The 23,457-nt window shown below is 61.0% G+C and carries 21 protein-coding genes; 4 read left to right on the top strand and 17 right to left on the bottom strand.

All coding sequences use genetic code 11. The annotated features are described in order from the left end of the window. Positions 1-12: 12 nt before the first annotated feature. The gene (locus ACMFWR_RS27925; RefSeq protein WP_413195621.1) at positions 13-1,509 is read right to left on the bottom strand and encodes a hypothetical protein; all 1,497 of its coding nucleotides are present in this window, start codon (positions 1,507-1,509) and stop codon (positions 13-15) included. Between the two features lie 19 nt (positions 1,510-1,528). Next, on the bottom strand, positions 1,529-1,825 hold the full coding sequence (locus tag ACMFWR_RS27920; protein ID WP_413197368.1) for a Flp family type IVb pilin: 297 nt from the start codon (positions 1,823-1,825) through the stop codon (positions 1,529-1,531). A gap of 603 nt (positions 1,826-2,428) precedes the next feature. On the opposite strand from ACMFWR_RS27920, the gene ACMFWR_RS27915 reads away from it, so the two are divergent. Next, positions 2,429-3,289 carry a helix-turn-helix domain-containing protein gene (locus tag ACMFWR_RS27915; protein WP_413195620.1) on the top strand — a complete coding sequence of 287 codons (861 nt, stop codon included), beginning with the start codon at positions 2,429-2,431 and terminating at the stop codon, positions 3,287-3,289. A 28-nt stretch (positions 3,290-3,317) separates the two neighbouring features. Here the strand turns inward: ACMFWR_RS27915 and ACMFWR_RS27910 are convergent, their stop codons facing one another. From ACMFWR_RS27910 to ACMFWR_RS27890, 5 genes are all read right to left on the bottom strand, one after another. Then, entirely contained in the window at positions 3,318-5,153 is a 1,836-nt protein-coding gene (locus ACMFWR_RS27910) for an ATP-binding protein (RefSeq protein WP_413195619.1), read from the bottom strand. Further along, positions 5,150-5,644 (bottom strand): molybdopterin-dependent oxidoreductase, encoded by a 495-nt coding sequence (locus tag ACMFWR_RS27905; RefSeq protein WP_413195618.1) that lies wholly within the window; start codon positions 5,642-5,644, stop codon positions 5,150-5,152. Before ACMFWR_RS27905 ends, ACMFWR_RS27910 begins: the two co-directional genes overlap by 4 nt. A gap of 637 nt (positions 5,645-6,281) precedes the next feature. Further along, positions 6,282-7,316, bottom strand: coding sequence for an inositol 2-dehydrogenase (gene iolG, locus ACMFWR_RS27900; protein WP_413195617.1), 1,035 nt, complete (start codon positions 7,314-7,316; stop codon positions 6,282-6,284). 86 nt (positions 7,317-7,402) lie between these two features. Further along, positions 7,403-8,269: a TIM barrel protein gene (locus ACMFWR_RS27895; RefSeq protein ID WP_413195616.1), complete on the bottom strand. Its 867-nt coding sequence runs from the start codon at positions 8,267-8,269 to the stop codon at positions 7,403-7,405. Positions 8,270-8,339: 70 nt separating this feature from the next. Next, positions 8,340-9,359: a sugar ABC transporter substrate-binding protein gene (locus ACMFWR_RS27890; RefSeq protein WP_413195615.1), complete on the bottom strand. Its 1,020-nt coding sequence runs from the start codon at positions 9,357-9,359 to the stop codon at positions 8,340-8,342. A 165-nt stretch (positions 9,360-9,524) separates the two neighbouring features. Between ACMFWR_RS27890 and ACMFWR_RS27885 the strand changes: the two genes are divergently transcribed. Continuing rightward, on the top strand, positions 9,525-11,171 hold the full coding sequence (locus tag ACMFWR_RS27885) for an extracellular solute-binding protein (protein WP_413195614.1): 1,647 nt from the start codon (positions 9,525-9,527) through the stop codon (positions 11,169-11,171). Between the two features lie 42 nt (positions 11,172-11,213). Here the strand turns inward: ACMFWR_RS27885 and ACMFWR_RS27880 are convergent, their stop codons facing one another. From ACMFWR_RS27880 to ACMFWR_RS27850, 7 genes are all read right to left on the bottom strand, one after another. Continuing rightward, positions 11,214-12,194, bottom strand: coding sequence for a sugar-binding protein (locus ACMFWR_RS27880; RefSeq protein ID WP_413195613.1), 981 nt, complete (start codon positions 12,192-12,194; stop codon positions 11,214-11,216). A gap of 145 nt (positions 12,195-12,339) precedes the next feature. Further along, entirely contained in the window at positions 12,340-13,353 is a 1,014-nt protein-coding gene (locus tag ACMFWR_RS27875) for an ABC transporter permease (protein WP_413195612.1), read from the bottom strand. 14 nt (positions 13,354-13,367) lie between these two features. Next, positions 13,368-14,108: an ATP-binding cassette domain-containing protein gene (locus ACMFWR_RS27870; RefSeq protein WP_413195611.1), complete on the bottom strand. Its 741-nt coding sequence runs from the start codon at positions 14,106-14,108 to the stop codon at positions 13,368-13,370. A gap of 38 nt (positions 14,109-14,146) precedes the next feature. Further along, on the bottom strand, positions 14,147-15,121 hold the full coding sequence (locus tag ACMFWR_RS27865; RefSeq protein ID WP_413195610.1) for an ROK family protein: 975 nt from the start codon (positions 15,119-15,121) through the stop codon (positions 14,147-14,149). Next, positions 15,118-16,011, bottom strand: coding sequence for an alpha/beta fold hydrolase (locus ACMFWR_RS27860; RefSeq protein WP_413195609.1), 894 nt, complete (start codon positions 16,009-16,011; stop codon positions 15,118-15,120). Before ACMFWR_RS27860 ends, ACMFWR_RS27865 begins: the two co-directional genes overlap by 4 nt. Further along, a complete protein-coding gene (locus ACMFWR_RS27855; RefSeq protein WP_413195608.1) occupies positions 16,008-16,841 on the bottom strand; it encodes a sugar phosphate isomerase/epimerase family protein in 834 nt (277 codons plus the stop codon). Before ACMFWR_RS27855 ends, ACMFWR_RS27860 begins: the two co-directional genes overlap by 4 nt. Beyond that, positions 16,841-17,914, bottom strand: a complete 1,074-nt coding sequence (locus tag ACMFWR_RS27850) for a Gfo/Idh/MocA family protein (protein ID WP_413195607.1) — start codon at positions 17,912-17,914, stop codon at positions 16,841-16,843. Before ACMFWR_RS27850 ends, ACMFWR_RS27855 begins: the two co-directional genes overlap by 1 nt. Positions 17,915-18,128: 214 nt before the next feature. Here ACMFWR_RS27850 and ACMFWR_RS27845 point away from each other — a divergent pair, with 214 nt between their 5' ends. Then, on the top strand, positions 18,129-19,697 hold the full coding sequence (locus ACMFWR_RS27845; RefSeq protein WP_413195606.1) for an ROK family protein: 1,569 nt from the start codon (positions 18,129-18,131) through the stop codon (positions 19,695-19,697). Positions 19,698-19,826: 129 nt separating this feature from the next. Here the strand turns inward: ACMFWR_RS27845 and ACMFWR_RS27840 are convergent, their stop codons facing one another. Then, positions 19,827-20,246, bottom strand: coding sequence for a DUF1801 domain-containing protein (locus ACMFWR_RS27840; RefSeq protein WP_413195605.1), 420 nt, complete (start codon positions 20,244-20,246; stop codon positions 19,827-19,829). A 343-nt stretch (positions 20,247-20,589) separates the two neighbouring features. On the opposite strand from ACMFWR_RS27840, the gene ACMFWR_RS27835 reads away from it, so the two are divergent. Then, positions 20,590-22,131, top strand: coding sequence for a methyl-accepting chemotaxis protein (locus ACMFWR_RS27835; RefSeq protein WP_413195604.1), 1,542 nt, complete (start codon positions 20,590-20,592; stop codon positions 22,129-22,131). 82 nt (positions 22,132-22,213) lie between these two features. Here ACMFWR_RS27835 and ACMFWR_RS27830 read toward each other — a convergent pair whose 3' ends face one another. Both ACMFWR_RS27830 and ACMFWR_RS27825 read right to left on the bottom strand, forming a co-directional pair. Further along, a complete protein-coding gene (locus tag ACMFWR_RS27830) occupies positions 22,214-22,888 on the bottom strand; it encodes a hypothetical protein (RefSeq protein WP_413195603.1) in 675 nt (224 codons plus the stop codon). Then, positions 22,875-23,369 (bottom strand): hypothetical protein, encoded by a 495-nt coding sequence (locus ACMFWR_RS27825; protein ID WP_413195602.1) that lies wholly within the window; start codon positions 23,367-23,369, stop codon positions 22,875-22,877. Before ACMFWR_RS27825 ends, ACMFWR_RS27830 begins: the two co-directional genes overlap by 14 nt. Between the last annotated feature and the right edge of the window lie 88 nt (positions 23,370-23,457).

Here is a 23,457-nt window from a genome sequence, read left to right as displayed (position 1 = left end):
TCCTTGAGGTCTTCATGGCGCCCCCGCCGACTGGGCGAGATCTGCGGCCTCGACCGCGGCCGTGTCGGTCGTGACAAGCGACGACTGCCAGTAGGGATTGAACAGGCTCGGGTACTCCCACTTACCGTCACTGCGCGCCCAGTGCGACGCGTTGTTCAGCGCGCCGGCCAGTCCGCTCGAAGGCTCGTTGGGACGAATGAAATACGCGCTCGCACTCGCGACCGACCGCATTTGATGACCCGCGGTCGCGTCGGACACCGCGAGGTCCCCCGTTGCGACATGGATCTGATCGGTCGTGTTGACCGTCGACGACACGCGCTGGACTTCGACCGTGATCGACGGAGCGCGATTGAAGGTCGCACCCTGCGAAGGTGTGGGTTGCGACGCAAGGTCAAGATACGGCTGCAATCCACCATTGGTCGACGAGAGCGACGAGCCAGGCCCCTCCGAGTACTGCTCGCGCGCAGCGATCTCAGTCAGCCCGCTGGTCAACGCGCCGCCGTAATTGCGGTAGCCACCGTAACCATTCTTGCCCGAGTAGCTGCCGCCGGGACCGTTGGCCGCACCGCCCGATCCGGCCGCACTGATGATCGGCCCGCCGACCGCACCGATTTCGAAGTAACAGATCCACGCACCGTTGACGTCGGTGGCGTCGAGGCCTTCCCATCCGCGCTTGTCAGGCCGCAGCTGGGTGCCCCCGAGGTGGTTGTTGTCCGCCGCGATCAGGCTGAAGCCCGGGCATTCCTCGATATTGCTCAACACAAGGGGATCGCGAATATTGGCGCCGCGCTGCTGGACAAATCCGTCAAGCGTGGTCTTGTTGGTCACGACATCGGCAAATCGATCGGTGCCGGTGTTGCCCGCTGGCGTGTTCTTCTTCGTGAAGTTCAGCGTCGACATGATCGACAGTGCGCCGCGCGTCGCGAAGTACGTCTTGGTGACGTGAGAGTTCGGTTCGTTGGCCTGCGCGACTTCTTCCGCGACGACGGGGATCTGCAAGGCCATCGATGCGTGATACGCGGCCTGTTCAGTGCTCAGGACCTTGTCGAGCCCGTCGAGCCCCGCCGTCGCGATGCGCGTGGCGGCATCGAGGGCGCTTTTGGCGCCTTCGGTGACCGGGCCACCGAGTTCCTTGGGGCCTATCCAGGGCTCGGAAACCATTGCGGTGTCTTCGATAAACGAGTCGAACCAGTGATCGTTCTTGTAGGTGCCTGCAAGCTCGTCGATCCACGACTTGATGCTGATCATCTGCGCAGTGGCGACCTGGTTGGCGACCATCGCACGGTTCGTATAGGCCGCGAAATTCAGGTCACGCGCCTGGAGCACGCCGACGCTATAAGCGGCCGCGTCGGCTGTGTCCTGCTCCTTGGTCTTCGCATGAGCGAGCTGGGCCGCGTTGAAAGCCAGATACAACGCGGCCGCACCGACCACGAGAAAGATCAGGGCGAACGGCATCGCCTGCCCGCTTTGGGCGTGGAGGCCGTGACGCCGTTCGATGTGAGCTTTCATCGTGAGTGTCCGATTACGCTCAGTTGCCCGTGTTGCCGTCGTTATAGTTATTAAGCGTCTTGGCGGTGTTCGCCTTCGAGCTTGCAGTGCCGGCCGCCTTGTCGGCGTTCTGAATTGCGTTGTTCGATTTCGAATCACCGGCCATTTCAAGCGCGAGGCCTGCTGTCTGATTCCGGATCGTCTGGCCGAATGCGGCATACACACCAATCGCAGCCACCGAGATCAGCGCGACGATGATGATGTATTCGGTCATTCCCTGACCACGCTGGCGTTGGCGCTTATTGAGCAGCGGGAGGGTGGGCTTGCGATAAAACATGGTGCGCTCCTTTTCGAAAACGGCATTTGCATCAAAAGAGACGGAGCGCACCCAGAAGGCGGACTCCGAACACGACGAACGACAATCCAATTCGAGAACGGCAATTTCGAACAACGCGAATCACAGGCACAAATCACAGGCACAGCACGACCCGGTTCGAACGCATCGAACGCAATGGCCAAACGCAGGGCGAAACGTCCCCGGCCGTTCCGGGGCGGGCCTCGGACAGCACTGAAACAGCAGAACGGGTCTTCGAGAACTTCGAAAAGCGATCAAACAGAGAGACGACCAATCCGCCCGAAAGCACGGATTTGAAGAGGCTGGCGATGTCGGTGATATTTACCGCCGGATGCCGATTAACCTCTTATATGCTGCAAATCTTTCTTGCATTTACTGCAATTGATTTGCAGTTGGCGAGATTATCGACGGATATTTTGGCGTGTCAATTGACGTAGTTGTAACAAAGTTTGCACGCCATGCAACGCGCGTTTTAATCGATTTGGCGGATCCTCACGTCTGGTGCAACTTGTTGCATCCTGTGGCGGATGCTAGGCTCGCGCATCGACTTATTTCCCCCATCCCATTCCCACGGAAATACAACGCATGCACAGCTCGCAGGAGAATCTGCTGGTTGCGAATCGGGTCGCGGAAATGATGGAACGCCATAGCGTGCCGCGGCAAAAACACACGGCCACGCTTGCCAAGACCCTGTCACTCAGCTTCGCCCAGGCGCATCGCAAGATGCGAGGCCAGAGCAACTGGACCTTCGTCGAGATCAAGGACATTGCCGACGCGTTCAGCGAGCCCGTCTCCATGCTGGTTGAAACGGCGCGCAACACCGGGCAGCCGAACACGCCCGCGCTACTCGACGTCGGCTCGAAACTGTTGCCCTGCAAGGTCGCGATCGGCGGCGAGGTCGCGCCCGGACGCAACCCCGAATACGTTGCGCTGCATGTATCGGGCGTCTGGCGCATCTATTCGCCCGAGAGCGCGCCGCAAGGCACGCGCTTTACAGTCGAGATCATCGAGATCCGTCCGCGTCAGCACGATGCAAGCAAGCCCACGGTGGCGGTCGTCGACGACGATGGCGGCATGGGCAACGACGGTCTGCGTACCGCCGATACGATCTGCCTCTATCTGAATGACAAAGGGTTCGCGGCAACGCCCTATTACGCCGCGACGTCGTTTCGCGAAGCGATCCGTCACACGGGCTTCGATGCGTTCGTCGTGGACTGGCTGCTCGGCGCCGAAACCGCCGAAGCCGCGATCGGCGAGATCCGTCAGCGCGGCAATTCGAGTGCGCCGATCTTTATCCTGACCGGGCAGATTGAAGCGGGCAATGTCGACGAGTCGGATCTCGCACGTGTGATCACGGACTTCGACGTCAACGTGCTCGAGAAGCCTGCGCGCCTGCCTTTGCTGTTTGCGGAAATCAGCAAGAAGCTCGGGTCGCGTCAGAGTTAAGCGCGCCCACAGCTAAATCCAGGCACGCTCACAGGGGTACGTCGCTCTCGGACCACGCCGCATCGAGCGCGACCTTCAGGATATCGGCGCGGATCGGCTTCATCAGATAGTGCTTGAAGCGCTTGCGATCCTCGGCATTCACCAGCTCGGGCGCAAGCGCGCTACACGCAATGATCGGCGTGCGGCTCGCCACGCCACCCGAGGCCTGGATCTGCTTCGCGAGCGTGACCCCGTCGACATCAGGCATATTGATGTCGAGCAGGATCGCATCGAACTGTTGCGTCGCAAGCGCGGCAAGCGCCTGCTTGGCGCCACCGGCCAGCACCGACTCCACGTCGCGCGACGCGAGCATCGCCTTGAGCGACTGCAGCACCGACTCCTGATCGTCGACGACCAGCACCGTGCGCTGCTGAGCGGGAGGCCGTACACGTGGCGAGCGTGCGCTTTTTTTCGCGGCGCCCTGTGCCGAAGCATCCACCTTCTCGAGCGGAAAGATCACGACGAACGTCGAACCCCGGCCCGGCGTGCTCTCGACGTGGATCGTCCCGCCGAGCAGATCGACGAGACCCTTGACGATCGTCAGGCCCATGCCGATGCCTTCGTAGCGACGCGCGGGCGTGTTGTGCAGCTGCGTGAACGGCATGAAGATCTGTTGCGTGTTGCCGCTTTCAATGCCCGGACCGGTGTCTTCGACCGTGACACTGAGCTCGTCGACGCTTGTGCCGTGCAGCGTCGTCACATGCAGCGCGACGCTGCCGCGTTCGGTGTACTTGATCGCGTTGCTGAGCAGGTTGGTCACGATCTGCTGGATCCGGTACGGGTCCGACAGATAGAGCGTGCCTTCGTCGACCGTCGACACCTCGAAGTGCAGCTGCTTTCGGCGTGCGCGTTCCTCGACCGATTCGACGGCTGCGGAAATCACGTCATACGGATTGCACACGCGCTTGCGCAGCACGAGCTGGCCGGCTTCCATGCGCGAGAAGTCGGTCAGGTCCTTCATTTGCGCATCGAGCACGTCGGCCGCGCGCGAAAGCTGATCGACGAGCAACTTGTCGGTGCCTTCGAGCTCACGCTCGATCAGCACATCGATGGCCGCCGTGATGCTCTGCAAGGGCGTACGCAGTTCGTGGCCAATCATGCCGAGGAAGGTATTGCGCGCGTTGACCGCGTTTGCAGCGGCCAGTGCCGCCTCGGTCTCACGCTGAAGCGCCGCGCGTTGCTGCTCGCCAAGCAGGCGCACACGCCGTGCGTTGGTCACGAACACCCACGCGAGCACGAGCAACACGAACGTCGCGCCGACGCTCGACTGCATCAACATTTCGCGTCGCCGCGCGTAGTCCGAGTTGAGTTCGTCGCGTCGCCGCCCCTCGGCATCGCCGACGATCATCTGGAGATCGTTGAGCGGCGCGCGCATCGCCTCGAACTGATTGGCAATCTCGGCGAGTTTCGACGTGTCGCGTGTCGGGTCGGCGAGTTTGGGTGCAATCCCGTCGACGATGTCGTGGATCTGCTCCACGTTCTCGCGGTAGCGCGGCATGATCTCGAGCATCAGCGTCGCATCGGTCGGCGTCGACAGCAGCGCAAGCTTCGACTGCAGGACTTCGAAACGCTGATTGACCTCGCCTGCGTCCTTGAGCCCTGCGCCGTACTGAAGCAGCGCGATCTCGGCCTTCGACACAGAGTCGCTGAACTGCGCGATGAAATAGTAGTAGTTCTGCGACGACAGGCGCGCCGATGCGCTGTTATCCGCGCGCGAGAGGATAAACAGATAGCCCGAATACGCCCACAAAATCGTAAGCAGCGCCAGCAGGATCAAATAGATCGAGCGCCGGAAGGTGTTGGTCGTCGAGTTGAGCCACTTCATTTGACTTCGATGCTGCGCACCTGGAAAACAAACCGTCGCGTATTGCGGATCGTGCCTAGTATGTCGGGATAACGATCGCGCGGAAAGATGATAAACAGCGGGCCGAAATCATCCAGCCGGAGTTCGCGGCCGTTCTCGCGATACGCGAGAATGGGCTGATATTGCCGGATAAACGACACCGGTATTTCCTGACTGAAATCGTCGTACGCCACCACGCGGATCGTCGCGCCCCGCATGCCTGCTTTTTCGAGCACATCCATCAGGCGCGGACCTTCCCACAATTCGGTACTCGTCCAGTTCGTCGACGTTTGAATCGAATACACAGGCAAGCCAAGCAGATCCGCGCGCGAAAAATGGTAAATCTTATCCGGGCCGGCTATATCGGGGGAAATATTGCCGCTGATATCCAGCTTGAGCAGATCGCCGGCATGGGCCGAAGCCGCCGCGCAAACGATTGACGCAACGAGCAGCTTTCGCAAGGCAGTGCTCACCCACTCTCTCCTCGTGCTGGCGTCGATACGACTGGATGGGTCCGTCGCCGTGCAGATGGGTCACGGGCCACGGCCGGCTTGGATGGATAGCACGCGGTGCGTGCAGTTCTGCGGGCTCCTCGGGGCCACGCCTCAGGACGGATTGTTCCGACGCGCAGATCATAGCTGCGATCAAACGACGCGGGCAATCAGCCGAAGTGTAAGTGCGTGCTAAACAGTTGCTTGATACGCGGGTGCTGTCTTCGTCAGCTTACGAAAATCATGCAGTCGAGTGCGTTCCCGCGTCAATCAACATGGCAAAGGTGGCGGCAAGTATGGCGGAAAAAGCCAGAGGGTTGTGTTTAAAACCCCAAACCGTGCTTTAAAGTCACCACACAGGCCGCAACTTGCCTCAAGCATTGCGGAGGATTTTGAAAAATCGATGACGCCTTGCAAATCGGACGCACGCGATTCAACATGCGTCCGGGATTGAGCGCTGAAATCGTCGCCTTATATGTTCACTTCAGAGCGCGAGCGATTTCAGGCCTGCAGGCTGGAGAGGGTTTCTGCGAAACGATGTCGACCGGGGATCGTTGTTTCGCAGTGCATCAGATCGACACAAACGTCATTGCGTATAGACGTCATCCGGTCGCAAGCATCAGGCAGCCGTTGATGCCTCAATGGCGACACTACCCAACATATCCGCCGTAATCGTGACCGTTTCGCCACTTCGTGCGGAACGCGTCGCCGCCTCCGCGCAAGCGAGTGCCGCTACGCCATCCGACAACGTGACCGGCATCGGCGTGTTCGACTTCACCGCTTCGATAAACGCAGCCCATTCGGCTTCATACGCGCGCATATAGCGCTCAAGAAAGAAGTACACCGGCGTGGCACTCACTGCGCCCTCGCTCGTGATCTTCTCGACCGTATGCTCGAGCAGGTTCTTCGCCGACAACAGACCTTGGGACCCGAGTAGTTCGACGCGTTGGTCGTAGCCGTATCCTGCACGCCGCGAGTTCTTGATCACCGCAATGCGGCCATCGGCCCAGCTTAGCGTCACCACTGCGGTATCGATATCGCCGGCCGCGCCGATCTCCGCTGAAACCAGCGAAGCACCGGTCGCGGTGACTTTGGCGGGCGCACCGCCCATGATCCAGCAGGCCATGTCGAAGTCGTGAATCATCATGTCGCGAAACAAGCCGCCCGACACCTTGATATACGAAGTCGGCGGAGGCGCCGGATCGAACGATGTGATCGCGAGCAATTCCGCCTTGCCGATCTCACCTGCGTCGTATGCACGCTTGAGCGTTGCGAATTGCGGATCGAAGCGCCGGTTAAAGCCGATCATGACCGGCTTGCCGCTCGCCATGACCGTCGCCTCACATTCGAGCGCGCGCTCGAGCGACAGATCCACGGGCTTTTCGCAGAGCACCGCTTTACCCGCAGCCGTGGCGCGTTCGATCAGATCCGAATGCGTATCCGTCGACGTCGCAATGAGCACGGCGTCGATGGTGGCATCCGAAAGGATGTCGTTCACCGGCCGAGCCTTGGCGCCATATCTGGCCGCGAGCTTTTGCGCAGCAGCTTCGACGACATCGGCGATCGCGACAAGCCGGCATTCGGCATGTGAGGTAATCGATTTCGCGTGGACCTCGCCAATACGACCGGCGCCCAGCAGAGCAATATTCAACATGGTTGCGTCGTTCCAGAGTCAGGTTGAGTCGGGTTGAGTCGGGTTGAGTCGGGTTGAGTCGGGTTGAGTCAGTTTGAGTCGGCTGGTCATGCGGACTGAGAGGCATCGGCAATCCGGCGGTCTTGCTCGAGTCCGTGTCCTCGCTCCTTCGATTCGAGCGATTCCAGAGGCTGCGCGGCGTGCACCGTAAAGGCCTCACGGAAGCGTCTCAGCGCCGCTTCGTCATCACCACTTGCCCAGGCCTCCATGGCGACCACGCCGCGATACCCGAGCTGATTGAGCGCGCTCGCGACAGCCGGGTAATAAATCTCTCCGGTACCCGGCTCACATCGACCGGGCACGTCGGCAACCTGGATCTCGCCGATATAGGGCAACGCCTTTCGGACCAGTTCGATGAGGTTCCCTTCACCGATCTGTGCGTGATACAGGTCCAGATTCAGGCGCAGATGCGGGCTGTCGACCGCCTTGATCAGCGCGAGCGTATCGGCCGCTTTCGCGAACGGCACGCCGGGATGGTCCACTTCGGTATTGAGGTTCTCAAGACAGAACACCACGTCGAAGCGGCGACCGAGTTCGGCGATGCGAGTCAAGGTGCGCTGCGCGCTGAGCCACATCTCGCCCGTCACGACCGTCGTCGGATTGACCGGCAGTCCGCCCGGGCCAAGACCCGTGCCATGCAGATTCAGACGTGGACAGCTCAACTGCTTTGCAGCCTTGATCGACTGCTCCGCTGTCTTGAGCAAAGCCTGTGCACCGGCCTCGGTAATCAGATCGCCTTCGATATAACCCGTCATCGACGAGAACGATGCGCCAGTGGCGACAAGCGCTGCGATGTCGTGCTTCGTCCAGTCCCAGATCTCCACCTGAAATCCAAGCTCGGAAATTCTCCGCACGCGCTCGGTAAAAGGGAGATCACGAAACGTCATTTCGGCGCACACGGCAAGTTCAAGCATGAGTAACCTCCTGATTTATCGTTGAAGACATGCGTGATGTCTTTGACCACATCGCACCGCCATCCGTCGCTCAGCGGTACTGACCCGCGTACTTCTCGACAAGGCCGACGTTGTCACGCGTCACAAATCCCGGCCCCGTGTCCACACCGGTCGCTTCGAAACGCGGTTCAAGCCCGTAGGTTTTGACGCGCTGCTGGAACTGCGGATTGGCCTGCAGCGTCGCGATTGCCTTATGGATATCGTGGGACTTGTCGCGACTCATGATCGCGAGCAAGGCGACGGGGATATATCCCTGCAGATACGGTTGCTGATCGATCTCGAACGCGACGGTGCCTGCCGCGATCTGCTTGTTGACCTCGGGAGTCAGATCGAACGTCGCGAAGTAGATCTTCCCGAGCAGGCCAAGCTTTTCGACCGCGCGCAGCGCCGGTACCGCGGATGTCGGCCCAAGGGCAAGGACAGCCTGGGTGTCGGGATGCTCATGCAGTGCGCCGAAAACCTTGTTCTCGACGACCGTCGGATCGTTGCCCACGTCGAGTGTCGACTTTTTGAAGTCGGCGCCAATCGCATCAGCGAAACCGCGGCAGCGGTCGAACGACGTCGGATTGGTGGCGTTGTTGTTCACGCACAGGAATCGTTTGATGCCTGCGGCTTTGGCCCGCTCGCCCGCTTCCTTGCCTGCGACGTATTCGGGCTGTCCGACATGAAGCAGGCCGCCCAGCGTGTCGTTCTCCTTCGTCGTGCCGGAGTTGAATGTGATCACCGGAATGCCCTTGGCCACGATGGTCTTGACCGGACCGTTCACCACATCGAAGTCCGCGATGGTCGTTGCGATGCCGTCGTAGTTGCGCGCCGAGGCTTGCTGAAGCAGATGGACCATGTCGGCGAGGTCGCCGTTCGGCGGGTTCCGGTAGTCGACGGACACACCAAAGTCTTTTTCCGCATCACCAATGCCGTTCTTGACCACGTTCCAGAACGGATCGCCGTCGGGCGCATGCGATATGACCGCAAACCGCGCGCCGGCGGCACCCGCGCTGAGACTCAGCGCCGCTGTCGCCACAGCGACGATAAGGCGAGCTACTCGTTTCATGGTTGTCTCCTGATCCGTTTTGTCTTTGCCCGGTTGAGCACCGGTGCTGGAATGCATCCTAAGACCCGCCTTCCGGCACGCTCGACAAAATGATGTCCATTATGGTTATTTAACTTAAAATCAGTCACTTACCGATCATCCATCTTGACCCGGAGAGTGCAGGACATGCATGCACGCGACCGCCTCGCCACCATCGCCGTCGTCGACCGCATCGCGGACATCCTGCGTATGGAATTCGGCAGCGACGCGCAGACGATCTGGCCTGTGCTGGCGGCCCTGCTCAAGGATCACCTGCGGGATCGGCCGGTCACGATCACGGCGCTTGCGGATTTGTCCGGCTTGCCGCGTACGACTGCACGACGCGTGGTATTCGCGTTGAAGGCACAAGGCTGGCTCGAGTTTCGTGCGGTGTCGGGATCGGGCAGCCGCGCCGTGATCGTTCCGTCGGCTTCACTGCTTGATCGTCTGGATGCGATCACCGAGCAGACTGTCCGCATGATCGTGGGCGCGAGCGGCGCGGATTCGTTCGACCGCTTCGACGCGGCAAGCCTCGCGCGCGATACGGGCGTGCCATGGCCGCACCCTGCTACGGCGGGATTCGATGACTCGGTCGAGTTGACGCTCGTCGCGTACGAAGATCCTGTGTTCGACATTCTCAAGCGCAACCGCACGGATATCGAACGCTTCGTCGGGCACCGGGTCCACATCCTGACCTTCCCGCAGGACGCGTTCCGATCTGCACTCGATCGGGCATTGACCGATGCGGCCGCACTGGGCGGAGACGCTCCGTTGCTGGTTGCCGTTCCCTTTCCCTGGCTCGCAGCGTTGTGTGAGGACGGACATGTGCTCGAGTTACAGGCGTTGCAGGCTGCGGGCAACTTTTCGGGCGCGGACTTCTATGACGCGGTGTGGGACGCCGGATGGTTCGACAAGCAACTGTATGCGATCCCGATACAGCCCACCGTCGAGTTCCTCTGGTACCGCCAGGATCTGTTCGAACAAGAAGGGCTCAACCCGCCGCAGACATTCGACGACGTGCTCCGGTGTGCGGCGCTACTGCAGCGCCTGACGAAGGATCGGGCCGGAATCACATGGAGCGCGGCGCCGGGGCTGCCTATCGCCGAAACCTTTCTGCAGATCCTCGGTGCGCAAGGCGGTGTCGCGTTCGACGATGGCGTGTTGCAGGTCGACACGGATGCAGGCCGATGTGTGATCGACTATCTCCGCGCGATGATCCCGTGGTCGCCGCCGCATGTGCGCGGATTCGATTGGCAACGCAACGCGCAGACCTTCGGGTCGGGCAAAGCGGCGATGTGCTATCACTGGTCCAATCGCTACGGCATGCTCGATAGTCACGCGCTGCTTCAAAAGGGCGGTCGCATCGGCATTCAACTGCATCCCACCTTCGCTCCAGAGATTGCCCCTTTGTCCCCGCTCGGGGGCGCACTACTCGCGATTCCCTCGAGAAACGATCCACGTGCGGCACGTCGCGCATGGCACGCGATCGAAACGCTGACTTCGCCGGAACTGATGAAGTACTTCGTGCTCCATGGTGCAGCCGGAAGCGCGCGCCACTCGGTGGCCGAGGACTCGTATGTGGTGCAACGCAATCGCGTGATCGCCGAGATCGACCGGCTCGCCAAAGGCGGTCGGATCCGAGCGTTCCCCTCGCCTGCCGTGCCGGACTATCACGGTCTCGTTCAGACGCTGAGCGATCATCTCCATCCGTTGTTGTTCGACGAAAGCGGCGACGCACGAAGCGCGCTCGGAAAGCTTCAGGCTGCGCTGGCACGCGAACGTCGCAAGCATTGAGGGCTGCGACACGCGGCGGCCGTAAGCCGCCGCTTGACGTCTCTACTGCTTGCCGCACGAATCCGCCATGGCCGGCGTGCATTTGACGAAACCCGTGACGATCGACGGCGGCACCTGTTGCCCCTTACTCAAGGCATCGAGCGACTTGATCGCCTGATAACCCATCTGATACGGGTTCTGCCCCACCTGGTAGTCGCTCAGGCCATCCTTGAGCAAAGGCATCTGCGGCGGAAACGCGTCGCCCATCGAGATCACGAGGTCCTTTGAGTCGACCCGGCTCTTCACTCGCATCACGGCCGCACGATAGGCCGCCGGTGCGTATTGCGCCCAACCACCCACGGCCACGAACGCATCGAGCTTCGGATTGGCCGTCAGCACGTCGTTGAGCTGTTGCGCGGCCGTGCTGATGTTGTCGTTGTTGTACACGGGGCAACCGGCCGGCTCGGTCCAGCCGTTCTGCCCGCTCAGACGCGAAATCGGCTTGGATTGGCTACCGCCGCCCAGCGTGTCGCGAATGCCCTGCACGCGCGCATCGAGATTCAGCGAGCCCGCCGTGCCGCTCTGAATGCAGACAGTGCCGCCATGCGGCTTCATCTCGACGACCTTCTTCGCAAGCTCCACACCAAACTGATAGTTGTCGGTGCCGATAAAGGTCGAGCGCAGCTTTTGGTCTTCCGTCAGCAGGTCGCTATCAAACGTCACGACCGGAATGCCGCGGTCCTTGAGCCGCTCGAGCGTTCTCGCCATCGACTTCGGATTGGTCGCCGATACTGCAATGCCGTCAACGCCTCGACTGATCACGTCGTTAAGCACCTGGATCTGTTGCCCTTCGTCGACCACCGACGGGCCAACGTAATAGCAGGTGTCGCCGAGTTGCTTCGCGGCGGCTTCACAGCCTTCCTTGATCGGCGCGCTGAACACGTCGTTCACGGTCTTGACGACCACCGCGAATGTTTTGGCCGAGGCGTCGACGCTATGCATCATCGCGATCGAGCCGCAGAGTGCAGCAACCGCGATGCCCAAGGCAGATCGTTGGATAGAGCGATGCGTGCTTCGACGAGTGGACCGACGCGTGGTCCCGTGAGTAAGGTTGTTCATACACTGTCTCCAGCCATGTGAGTTATATAAGCGGGCGGCCTGCCGTGGCGCCGCCCGAGATTGGCAACGCTCAGGAGCGCAACGCGCGGAAGCGCTCGAGCAGCACGGCAAAAAGAATGAAGGCGCCGACAAACAAGCCCTGCCAGAACGGGTTCACGCCGGCAAGCAGCAAGGCATTGCGGATGACTTCGAGCAACAGCGAACCGATGACCGCACCGATGGCCGAGCCATAGCCGCCCAACAGATTCGCGCCACCGATCACGGTGCCGGCGATAACCTGAAGCTCGGTGCCTTGCCCCAGTGCATTGGTTGCCGCACCGAGCCAGCCCACGAGAAAGACGGCCGTCATGCCTGTGATCGCGCCGACGAGCACATAGACAGAGACCTTGATCGCGTCGACGGGAATACCGGTCATGCGCGCGGCCTTCTCATTGCCGCCGATCGCGCGCACATACCGCCCCCAGCGCGTCATATGCAACGCAAACTGCATGAAGGCCGCAAGCGCGATGACGGCCCACAACACGTTCGGCAGCCCGGCGAATCGGCCACTTCCCAATCCGAGCAGCAGATGGCTCGCCTGACCGAATTCGTAGACGACCTGGTTGTTCGTCACCACGAGCGTGAGCGCGCGCGCCATGCTCATCATCGCCAGCGTGACGATAAAGGGCGGTAGCTTCAGGTACGCGATAAACAGTCCGTTGACGAGTCCGACCAGCGCGCCGACGCCCACGGCTGTCGCTACACCGACCGCGAAGGGCTGGTCGGCACTGAACACGAGGCCGAGCATCACGCCTGTCAGCCCGAGGATCGAACCGACAGAGATATCGATGCCGCCCGTCATGATCACGGGTGTCATGCCGATCGCAATCAATGCAGTGAAGCAGAAGTTGTTCGCGATGTTCGATACATTGTTCTTCGTCAGGAAGTTCGGCGCGATACTGCCGACAACCAGAGCGATCACAACGACGCCGATCAGGATCCAGAACTCCTGACTGCGCAGGGCTGCGCCAAGGCTCGTGCGCTCGCGAACGTCGAGGATCGATTCGATCGCCGCGAGCGGCGCTTCGGTTTGAGGCTGTCTCATGTTTGTCTCCTGCTTCACGCCGAAGCCTTCGCGCCGATGATCAGCGCCGTGACTTCCTCGGGCGAGGTATCGGCAATCCGTTTGTCCGCGACTTTCTTGCCTCGCCGCATCACGACAACGCGGTCGCAGACGTCGAATACGTCGGTCATGCGGTGAGAGATCAGCACGATCGACGTGCCCTGATCGCGCAGGCGCCGGATCAATGCGAGGACCTCCGTGATCTGCCGCACCGAAATGGCTGCGGTTGGCTCGTCCATCAGCACGAGCTTCGACTTCGAGAGACGCGTCCGTGCGATGGCGACAGCCTGGCGCTGACCACCGGACATCTTGACGACGAGATCGCGCGAGCGCGTCTCGCTTTTGAGCTCCTGAAACAGCTCGCCCGCGCGCTTGCGCATGGCGGCATGGTCAAGCACGCGAAACGGCCAGATGCCTTTCATGAGTTCGCGTCCGAGAAACACATTGGCCGACGAACTCAGGTTGTCGCAGAGCGCGAGGTCCTGGTAGACGACCTCGACACCTTCGTCGCGCGCTTGCGCCGGGTCGGACAGATGTACGGGCTTGCCGTTAAGCAGATAGTCGCCGGCGCTCGGCGGATGATTGCCCGCAATGATCTTGACGAGCGTCGACTTACCCGCGCCGTTGTCGCCCATCAGACCCACGATCTCTCCTGCTTCGAGACTCAACGACACGTCGTCGAGTGCTCGTATCGCGCCGAAATGGCGCGAGATATTGCGAAGCTCCAGCAATGGCATGGCCTTGTCTCCTGATCTTTATATGTCGTTCCGATGCGCTAGCGCGCCGCGACGATGTCCGGCCTCGGTACGGCCGCGCGTGCGACTTCGCGCTGCTCCTCGACCACCGCAGGTGCGCCATGAAGCACGGCGACCCAGCCGTGATCGCACCATCGCAAATCAAGCTCGCGTCGCGTCTCCGATACCGGCGCGTACTGGTCAATCAGTGCCCGAAGCGTGTCGCGCGGGTAGCCCGGCATGTCGAGCACGCCACCGCCCAGCACGATCGTCGAGGGGGACATCATCGCGAAGCCGACGCCGACGGCCAGTGCCTGAAACAAGACAAAGCGATCGAGCTCCGCAGCCAGATCCGCGTGATTCGCGCCCGCACGAAACACCTCTCCGATCGGCACCTCGTAACGGTCGGCGATGATCTGCAGCGCACGGCCCGATGCATACGCTTCGAGGCAATCGTCACGCAGACCTTCGAGCTTCCGGCCCTCGGCCATGAACGGCATCAGACCGATCTCGAGCGACCAGCCACCGCCCCGAAAAGGCTTGCCGTCCTGCACATAGGCCCCGCCTACGCCCGTGCCGAAATAGACACCGAGCACGTCGTCGCACCCACGTGCCGAGCCCGCATGCATCTCGCCCATCAAGGCCAGAATGGAGTCGCGCTCGAGGTACACGGGGCATCCGATCCGCGCAGCGAGATCGGTCGCGACACGACGACCTTCGAGTCCCGCGACATTGGCGGCGGTCAGCACGTGATCGAAATCCGTGTCGATATAACCGGGGATCGCGGCGACCACCGATGCGGGGACGAGGCCGAACTCAGCGACGACGATCTCGATCATTCCGGCGAGCGCGCCAACGGCGTCGCCTGCACGCAGGCTTTCACTCGAGATCAGCTTGCGATAGTCGGCGGGCCGATTGCCCACCGTGTAGCCGAACTTGACGTTCGTGCCGCCGATATCGATCACCAGGATCGCGTCGTGGTGGCCACCCGGTTGAGGTCGATGCGTGGTGTTCATACAGGATTCCTCACCGATGAAGCAGAAGAAAACTCCGGCGGCGAAACCGAAGTTCGCTCCTGCGCTTCATTCGACTGCGTCTTCCGCATCGCGCCGAAGAAATCCTGCAATGCCTGCCTGAACTCCTGCACATAGCGCGTGCGATCGACCGTCTTTGATGTGATCACGCGCAGTGCGCCGTGAGGGATCCAATCGGCGAGCGTGTTCGCCGTCTCGATCGAATGGACATAGTCTTCCCCGTTGGCGATCACAAGTGCGGCGACATCGAGTTGCCGGATCGTTGCTTCCGCGATGCCGGGTCCCTGCGCAGGAATCCGGTTCAGCAACGCGATCGTGGATTCGGGTGTGACTCGCGTAAAGAACCCGCGCATTGAAGCCGCGTTATCGGGCGACACGCGCTCAACTGCACGAAGGCGTGCAGAGCGTTCGAATACAGACGCACCCTTCGCGGGACCGTATTCGTCCAGCAAGCTCGCGACTTCCCGATAGATCTGCAGAGACTCTGGCGCATCCTTCTCGGTCCACGCCGGGCGAGCCAGCACGAGCGCCACTACGCGTTCTGCATGCAGGGCGGCGAGTCGCAACGCAATCGCTGCGCCGAGTGAAATCCCTCCGATCACGGCACGCGAGATCTTCAGATGGTCGAGCAGCTCGAGCGCATCATCGGCAAACTGCGCGATCGACAACGCGTTGACGTCGCCCAGTTCCGACACGCCATGACCGCGGCATTCGAGCGTGATGCGCCGGATGCCATCGGCTTCGGGAAAGACTTCGGCAGGCTGCTGACGATCGGCACCGAGCCCGTGCTGCCAGAGCACCGGCATGCCCTCGCCCTCGTCGACATAGGCGAGCCGGCAGCCATCGCGCGTCGTGAAGGTACGCTCGCTCATGATGCGTACTCCGCGATCAGCGACGTGAGATAGGACGCCACATACGGCGCATCGGCTTCGTCGAAGTTGTGACCGACAAGCGGACCGTCGTAGCCCACGTCTCTCACGCGCGAGACAAACGAGGGAAGATCGACGGCACCTTTGCCGGCGGGTACGTTCGCCCCGGTGTGATCGACATCTTTTGCGTGGACGAGCAACAGGTCATCAGCAAGCAAAGCCGTCGCCTCGGCGACGACTTCGTTCTGACGCGCATGCAGTTCCGGCGGCAGCAGGTTCGCTGCGTCGAGGACAATACCGATCGTCTTCGATCCGACCTCGTCGAGCACCTTGCGCGCAAGCACCGCGTTGGCAATCACGTTGCCCGGTTCGGGTTCGATGCCAAGACGGATGCCCAATGCGTGCGCCGCAGGCACCGCAAAATCGAGTTCTTCACGCAGCGCCGACCATGCCGCCGGTGAGGCGTTGTCGGCATGCGCGCGCCACATGTTCGCCGCATCGCGCGAGCCCGTGCACAGCGTGACGAGTTTTACGTTCATCGCATGCGCGGCGCGCAGCACGTTGGCAAAGCCGCGCCGGTCGCTGCGGCGTTGCGCTGCGTCGGGGTGTGCCATGTTGTACGTGCCCGACAGCGCGCAGATCGTCAGACCCGCCGCTGCGGCGCCCTGTGCGATGGATTCGCCGATACCGTCAGGCAACTCGGCAGGCAGCGGGGCAAGCCCCGCGGAAGACAGGTTGAATTGCACGGACGAAAATCCATCGTCGCGTATCCGCGCAAACAATTCGCCCGGGAAACGGGCTGCATACGTGCGTGCAAAGATGCCGGGCATCATCACAGCGGCCCTCCGACGTCGGCCAGCGCAACCGCCTTGCCCGTGCGCACCGACTCGGCAATGGCCACCATCGCGCGCATCGATGCGACGCCATCCTCGATATCCGCACCACGAAGGGGTACGCCAGTCAGTACCGTATCCGCAAAGCCCTCGACTTGCCGGCGATAGAAGTGGCCATCGGCGCCGAGCACGCGTGACGTCGTCGCGTTCGATTCGTGGAAGATCTCGACGTCGCTCGACTTGTAATACCAGGGGTTGTAGGTCTTCGCGTTGACGCTGCCGTGCTGACCGTAGATCTGGAAACCCTCGCTCCAGTCCATGCGCACGGCGATCGTGAGATCGAGGTGCCCCAGCGCGCCGCTTTCAAAGTCGACGTCGACAAACCAGCAATACGCACCGAAACGTTGTTTCAGGCGCGCCTCGACGGCGCGCACGGGTCCGCCCAGATAGCGCGCGAGATCGACGAGGTGGCTTCCGTGCGCGAGCATGAAGTAACGCTGCTTGTCCGCCTTGGGGTCGCCGCCCGGACGCAGCACCTTGCTGCCGTGGCGTGCCAGGGGCTGGACTGCATCGGTCACGGTGTAGCGATGCGTCGAATCGCAATACCAGGCCTTCAGCGCAAGCATTTCGCCCATCTCTGTATCGACGAACGCTTTCGCCGATTCGATGCCCGGATCGAAGCGCAACATATGGCCGATCTGCAGCACCTTGCCGCTGCGCCTGACCTCGGTGGCCAGCGCCTCGACTTCTTCGACCGAAACGCCGATCGGCTTCTCGCAGAGCACGTGCTTGCCGGCCGCAAGCGCCTTGAGTGCGGCCGGAACGTGGAACGCATCCGATGTGCCGATGACCACGGCTTCGACCTCCGGGTCGGCGAGCATCTGGTCATAGTCGAGATAAATCTGTTGCGCGTCGTAGAACTGCCCGAAATGCCGGGCCAGCCCTTCATCAACGTCACAGACGGCGCGCAAGACCGTATTGCGCCCCTTCTGCACCGACTCGAAATGCGCAAACTGCGAGATCGGTCCGCACCCCAGAATGCCGACCTTCAACTGCCGTTCGTCCTTCTTCACGCCAACTCTCCGTAGGTTGTGGGTAGCCGCTGCCACTTCTTGATCACCCGAAATGCATCCTGTTTGTTTGCATTCTATACAATCAAAACGCGCGATCAAGCGGGGTTAACGCTTCCAATTTGATAAAAAGAATGCACAATGGCGTCTTTATGGATGCACTTTGGATGCACGAGTTCGCGCGCAGAAATCCGGCGCGAACGGGCACGGAGGCCGGATGGCAAATTCGAGGACGCTTCGCCGCGCGGTTGAAGAAACCGAAGCGGGGACCAAGTCGGCGCGCTTGCGCCAGGTGATGCCCGAGATCGAGCAGCGGCTCGCGGCCGGCGCTCGCATTTCCGATGTCGTGGAAACGCTGAATCGCAACGGCCTGCCGATCACGATTGCGACGCTCAAGAGCTACCTGTATCGGTTTCGCAAGGCGGCGCGCAGTGCCGAATCCGTAACGGGCGACACCCATGATCGGTTCGCTCGTTATGAGGAGGCGGACGACGAAGCCTACGGGTCCGATCTTTCTGCAATAGAGAGTGCGGGGCAGACAGCGGGTTCGGCTGGCGTGGCGAGTTTGACGGGTACAGCAGGCGCGATCGGTGGCACAGGCGGCACGGGTGCGAGTACGACGGTATTGCTGCGCCATATCAACACGGCCAAGTGCCTGCGTCTGCTCAGGCGCGGCGCGTCGTACAGCCGGGCCGATCTTGCACGCGAGTTAGGCCTGACTCGCGCGACGATCGGGCATGCGGTTCGGGAACTGATTCAGTCCGGCCTCGTTGTCGAGACCTCTGACCGGCTTGAAGGCGGACGGCCGGGTCGCCCGGGCTCGGGCGTGCGACTGAACGCAAGCGGCGCGTATGCCATCGGCATTGAAATCGGCACGGCGTCGATGACCGCGGTGCTCGTCGACCTGGGTATGCGTGTCATTCGACGGATCACACAGCCTGCCGAATATGGCGAGAACGATGTCGAACGCGCGATCGGGCAGCTGGCGCACTTACCGAGCCGCCTGCTCGCCGCGACCGATATCGATCCTGCGCGTGTCCACGGTGTCGGCGTGTCGGTGCCTGGCCTCGTCGATCACAGTGGCGGCGTCGTTGTCGCACCGTTTCTCGGCTGGTATGACGTGCCGCTCAAGCAGATCCTGTCCGAACGCGCCGAGACACGATGGCCGGTCACCGTCTGCAATGATGCGGTGGCTTTCGCACACGCGGAACGCACCGTGTCGAGCGAGCGAGATGCTCACAACATGCTGCTCATGCTGCTCGCCGAAGGCCTCGGTGGAGCGATCGTCCAGCGCGGACAGATCTTCGAAGGCGCGCACGGATTCGCCGGCGAGCTTGGCCATATGGTCATGGGCCGGTCGCCCGGTGCGATTGCCACGGAAAACTTTGAAGCCCTCGGTGGTTATCATCGCTTTCGTCCGTTCTTTCCCGAAGGTCTTGTGCTCGCGGAAGCGTTGCAGTGGCTCGCCGAAAATGCGGACCGTATTGCAACGCCTGCGCTTCAAGCGGCTTTTGACGAATGGGCCGATGTGCTGACGACCGGCATTCTGAATCTGATCTATTTATTCGACCCGGAAAAGATCGTGCTTGGCGGACCGCTGAGCGCGTTGTTTCCGCGTGTGGAGGCGAAAGTCAAAAAATCGCTCGCCGCCAATTTATTGCGCGGATATAAGCCGCCGCCGATCTATGTGACGCGCTTTGGCGCAGACGGCGCATCGATTGGCGCTGCGGCCGTCGTGCGCGATCAACTGTTTTCCTTGCCACGGCTCGAGCATGCGATGGCATGACGCGGGCCGGAGGTGCCTGGGAAATCGAGATTTTCGAACTCATGCGCCGCTCGTTATTTCTTTGCGCGCGTCGCTCGAACTGAACAGCAAACAAATCGACGAACGATGATTGCAGGCTGAATTGGATTCCTACTGTGTATCACCCGCTTTGGCCTTAGCGCGTGTACCCTCCTTTGCGTTCTTTTTCAGATTCTGCTGGTTGTATTCGATCGCCGCACGCACCAGGTTTTTGAGCGCCCGCTCTTTGACTTTATCGCCTTCCAGATAATCGATCGCACGTCGTGCATTGCCTTCGAGGCCGGCGTTGAACAGCTTGTCGGGATCGGCGAGTTGAGCGCCATGGGCGAAGGTCAGCTTGACCTTGCCTTTGTGCGCGTTCGCCACGGCGATCATGCCGTCGCGTGACCAGACCGGGCTTCCCATCCATTTCCACTCTTCAATAATCTCCGGATCGGACGCGAGGATGCATTTGCGAATCGTCGCGAATATCGCGCCGCGCCAGTCTTCGATGCCGGCGATGAGTTCGTCGATCTGTTCTGCTGCAGTCATGGGCGTGGTTCCTCAAAGGCACCCGTGCATTGTGCCGGGGTCGATCTTTTGACGCCACAACGATTCTTCGTCGAGATCGAGTTGGCTCTTGCTTCTGTCGGTCTCTCCGCCGGGCTCACGATTCGGTCAAGCGCCCGATTCTGGCGGCTTCGGATTGACGGTGAACTTGATTCCGGGCGGCCTCACGTATCGGTACAAACTGCCGTTAACCCGTACGTTATGCATGCCTTCGAATCGGGGGCGGCGCGCGCTTGTCAGGCCGCATGCAGCAGGACAACGGACTGCCTGACCGCGCGGTTCGAAATGACATCGATGTCCGATTTGAAGCACATTCGACAGAGGGATGATTTTGAAGAACTTGTCCATTCGGTGGCGCCTGCGCGCTGCCGTCGGCGTACTCGCACTGCTCGTGTTCGTACTGGGTGCCGTATCGCTCCTCGGTATGCACGGGGCCGTCTCGAGCCTCAAGGTGGTGCACGGCGACTCGCTGGTTGGAGTGCGCTTGCTCGGCGACGCCGAAATCCAGATCGGGCGCGCCCGGGCCGTTGTGCTTCGTGCTCCGCTCGCCACGTCACCGGACGTCGCGGCTGAGGACCTCAAAAAAGGACTCCAATATTGGGCCGCCTCCGACGAGGCATGGGATCGGTATCGGCAGATGCACGCCGACGACCAGGAACGTCAGCTTGCCGATACGGCATCGACGAAGCGCACCGCGCTCAAAGACGCTTTTGTGGCGTTCTCCAACGTCGTGCGCGATACGAAGACGGCCGAGTACTATGATGCGGCGACACGCGTCGGCAAGGCCTATACGCAGTTCGTCAACGCCAACGACGCGCTCAAGAGCCTGATCGACTCACGCGGCAACGCCGCCTATGAAGCCGCGGAAACCGACTATCAGCGGATGACAGCACTGACCTGCGTGCTGATCGCATTTGCATTGGGCATGGCCCTGCTGACCGCGAGAAGTCTCACGAACGCGATCAACACGCCTGTCACGCAGGCGCTCGATCACTTCAAGGAAATGGCGACTGGCGATCTGAGACGCGAAGTCGAGACGGATTCGACCAATGAACTCGGTCAACTGCTCCGCTCGCTCGGCGACACCAAATCTCAGCTTCAGCAGACCGTCGCGGCGGTTCGCACGAGCGGTGAAGCCATCACCTCCGCAGCAACGCAGATTGCAGCGGGCAATCAGGACTTGTCGGCGCGGACCGAGCGGCAAGCTGCATCGCTCGAGCAGACGGCCGCAAGCATGGAGGAACTCACGTCAACAGTCCGCCAGAACTCCGAGAACGCGCGTCAGGCCAACGACCTCGCATCCGTCGCACGAGACGACGCGGGCGCGGGCGACGAAGCCGTGTCACGCATGGTTGCGACGATGAGCGAGATCGAACAAAGCTCAGTCAAGATGGCCGACATCGTGTCTGTGATCGATTCGATTGCATTTCAGACCAATATCCTTGCACTCAATGCGGCGGTCGAAGCGGCCCGCGCAGGCGAACAAGGTCGGGGCTTCGCAGTGGTTGCGACGGAAGTCCGCACGCTCGCGCAACGCTCGTCAACCGCTGCGAAAGACATCAAGAAACTCATCGAAGCATCCGTCGCGCGCATCCGGACCGGCAATGAAATCGCTGTTGATGCGGGTGCCAAAATGAAGGGCATCTCGACGAGCATTGCGCGCGTCAGCGCGATCATGAGCGAAATCAACACCGCATCCGCTGAACAAACGACCGGCATCGATCAAGTCGCCCTCGCCGTCTCTGAAATGGACGAAGTGACACAACAAAACGCCGCCCTCGTCGAACAAGCCGCAGCGGCAGCACAGGCGCTCGCGGAACATGCGCAAGTGCTGCACAGTGCGGTGGCCGCCTTTAAGGTGCATTGAACAACGTACATCGCCTCCCGGCGGCTCAGTGAGCGATGCAATCCGTTCGCGAGGTGGTCAGTGCTTGGCCGAGCGCTCAAAGTTATCGGTCGTCGGATCGCGGTCGGTCAACAGAGCGCCGCGGTCGCGTGCTGGGTGGTGATCTAACGTGCGATGCCGGAACCGGGGCATCACGATCTCGATCGCCGGCGCTAAAGGGCCCGACCTCCGCTCTACTTGTCGTTTCAGGTGCAACGCAATGCGCTTCGCTAATTCGACCCCACAACTCAGTAAGGTGGCCATACACTTCCTCCGGCGAGAATGCCGGCGGCACACTTCGCCGCGGATTTCTGTGCGCTATCCAGTCACGATATCGTTTGATTTCCTTGATTCGAGCTATCTGATGAGTATCGATTTCCCCCTTGAATAAATCGAGGATATCGCCGACTCGCCAGAACTCGGCCTCACATTCAACTTTGTCCACCAGATTCCGCGCGTAGCTTTCTGGACGGCCGTTAGATAGCCACTTCACGGTCGACCGTACATATTCGATAAGATCGCGCTCGAAAACCGCCCAGAGCGCAACAACGGTCAACTCCTCAGTTTGTTTCAGCGCCTCGTCTAAAACCTCCTCAGGGCTGCGCCCTTTGACGCCGTCAATCGAATCCGACGAGTCGGCGGAACGTTCCGTAGCGAGTGTGGCACTCGCCACGCAGAAACAATCTTGAGCGACCTCAAATGCTTCGTATACGGGCGCGAGCTGGCTATTCGATTTCATAGCGAGCTCCGTCCGACAACAATTCAAAGAATAGAGCTTCGGTGACGGGCTTAAGCTTGAGTGCCCGGTTTTCAAGCCAGTACCAGCCGTCCCCATTGACGCCTCGCCTTACCTTTCGCTCATACGATCCGTCCAGGATAAGAGGCTCGCGCTTGCCGTCTACGATAGGCCGAGGGTCCGTTTGAAAGCTAAGACGATGATTTACGATACTCACCTTTATACAGATCTGGCCTGCGCCTGTTAGCGTAAGTGCTCCCGTCGGCAAAACCTCACCAAGCTTCTTTCCAGTCAAGGTCGCAATGCGCAGGGCCGGCACAACGTAGTCGGGCATCGCCAGTTCGCCTTTCCCGATCAAGAACTCCGTCAGCACCAGCGGCCTCGTGCTGCACCACTCGCGAACTTGCGCAAGAAACGCATCTACGCGCTTGAGGTAGAGTTCCAGCCGTTGTTCCTTGTCTTCCTTCGTCAGCTCATCCCACATTTGACTTCCTCAATCGTGTGAATATCGTCGGGTCCAGACGAATTCATAGACGTACGTCGTCGCTCAAATGGCGAGACGTAGAAACGAA

It is taken from the genome of Pararobbsia alpina (genome assembly GCF_965118125.1).
Taxonomy (GTDB): Bacteria; Pseudomonadota; Gammaproteobacteria; order Burkholderiales; family Burkholderiaceae; genus Pararobbsia; species Pararobbsia alpina_A.
The sequence above is the reverse complement of the archived record's forward strand: the minus strand, read 5'-3'. Positions and strand labels throughout refer to the sequence as shown.

What these genes read in the sequence shown, in the direction of transcription:
- ACMFWR_RS27855 (WP_413195608.1), bottom strand. Translation starts at nt 16,841, where the DNA reads ATGATGCCCGGCATCTTTGCACGCACGTATGCAGCCCGTTTCCCGGGC.
- ACMFWR_RS27885 (WP_413195614.1), top strand. Translation starts at nt 9,525, where the DNA reads ATGCATGCACGCGACCGCCTCGCCACCATCGCCGTCGTCGACCGCATC.
- ACMFWR_RS27845 (WP_413195606.1), top strand. Translation starts at nt 18,129, where the DNA reads ATGGCAAATTCGAGGACGCTTCGCCGCGCGGTTGAAGAAACCGAAGCG.
- ACMFWR_RS27860 (WP_413195609.1), bottom strand. Translation starts at nt 16,011, where the DNA reads ATGAGCGAGCGTACCTTCACGACGCGCGATGGCTGCCGGCTCGCCTAT.
- ACMFWR_RS27890 (WP_413195615.1), bottom strand. Translation starts at nt 9,359, where the DNA reads ATGAAACGAGTAGCTCGCCTTATCGTCGCTGTGGCGACAGCGGCGCTG.
- ACMFWR_RS27830 (WP_413195603.1), bottom strand. Translation starts at nt 22,888, where the DNA reads ATGAAATCGAATAGCCAGCTCGCGCCCGTATACGAAGCATTTGAGGTC.
- ACMFWR_RS27920 (WP_413197368.1), bottom strand. Translation starts at nt 1,825, where the DNA reads ATGTTTTATCGCAAGCCCACCCTCCCGCTGCTCAATAAGCGCCAACGC.
- ACMFWR_RS27910 (WP_413195619.1), bottom strand. Translation starts at nt 5,153, where the DNA reads ATGAAGTGGCTCAACTCGACGACCAACACCTTCCGGCGCTCGATCTAT.
- ACMFWR_RS27925 (WP_413195621.1), bottom strand. Translation starts at nt 1,509, where the DNA reads ATGAAAGCTCACATCGAACGGCGTCACGGCCTCCACGCCCAAAGCGGG.
- ACMFWR_RS27825 (WP_413195602.1), bottom strand. Translation starts at nt 23,369, where the DNA reads ATGTGGGATGAGCTGACGAAGGAAGACAAGGAACAACGGCTGGAACTC.
- ACMFWR_RS27835 (WP_413195604.1), top strand. Translation starts at nt 20,590, where the DNA reads ATGATTTTGAAGAACTTGTCCATTCGGTGGCGCCTGCGCGCTGCCGTC.
- ACMFWR_RS27875 (WP_413195612.1), bottom strand. Translation starts at nt 13,353, where the DNA reads ATGAGACAGCCTCAAACCGAAGCGCCGCTCGCGGCGATCGAATCGATC.
- ACMFWR_RS27915 (WP_413195620.1), top strand. Translation starts at nt 2,429, where the DNA reads ATGCACAGCTCGCAGGAGAATCTGCTGGTTGCGAATCGGGTCGCGGAA.
- ACMFWR_RS27870 (WP_413195611.1), bottom strand. Translation starts at nt 14,108, where the DNA reads ATGCCATTGCTGGAGCTTCGCAATATCTCGCGCCATTTCGGCGCGATA.
- ACMFWR_RS27865 (WP_413195610.1), bottom strand. Translation starts at nt 15,121, where the DNA reads ATGAACACCACGCATCGACCTCAACCGGGTGGCCACCACGACGCGATC.
- ACMFWR_RS27895 (WP_413195616.1), bottom strand. Translation starts at nt 8,269, where the DNA reads ATGCTTGAACTTGCCGTGTGCGCCGAAATGACGTTTCGTGATCTCCCT.
- iolG (WP_413195617.1), bottom strand. Translation starts at nt 7,316, where the DNA reads ATGTTGAATATTGCTCTGCTGGGCGCCGGTCGTATTGGCGAGGTCCAC.
- ACMFWR_RS27840 (WP_413195605.1), bottom strand. Translation starts at nt 20,246, where the DNA reads ATGACTGCAGCAGAACAGATCGACGAACTCATCGCCGGCATCGAAGAC.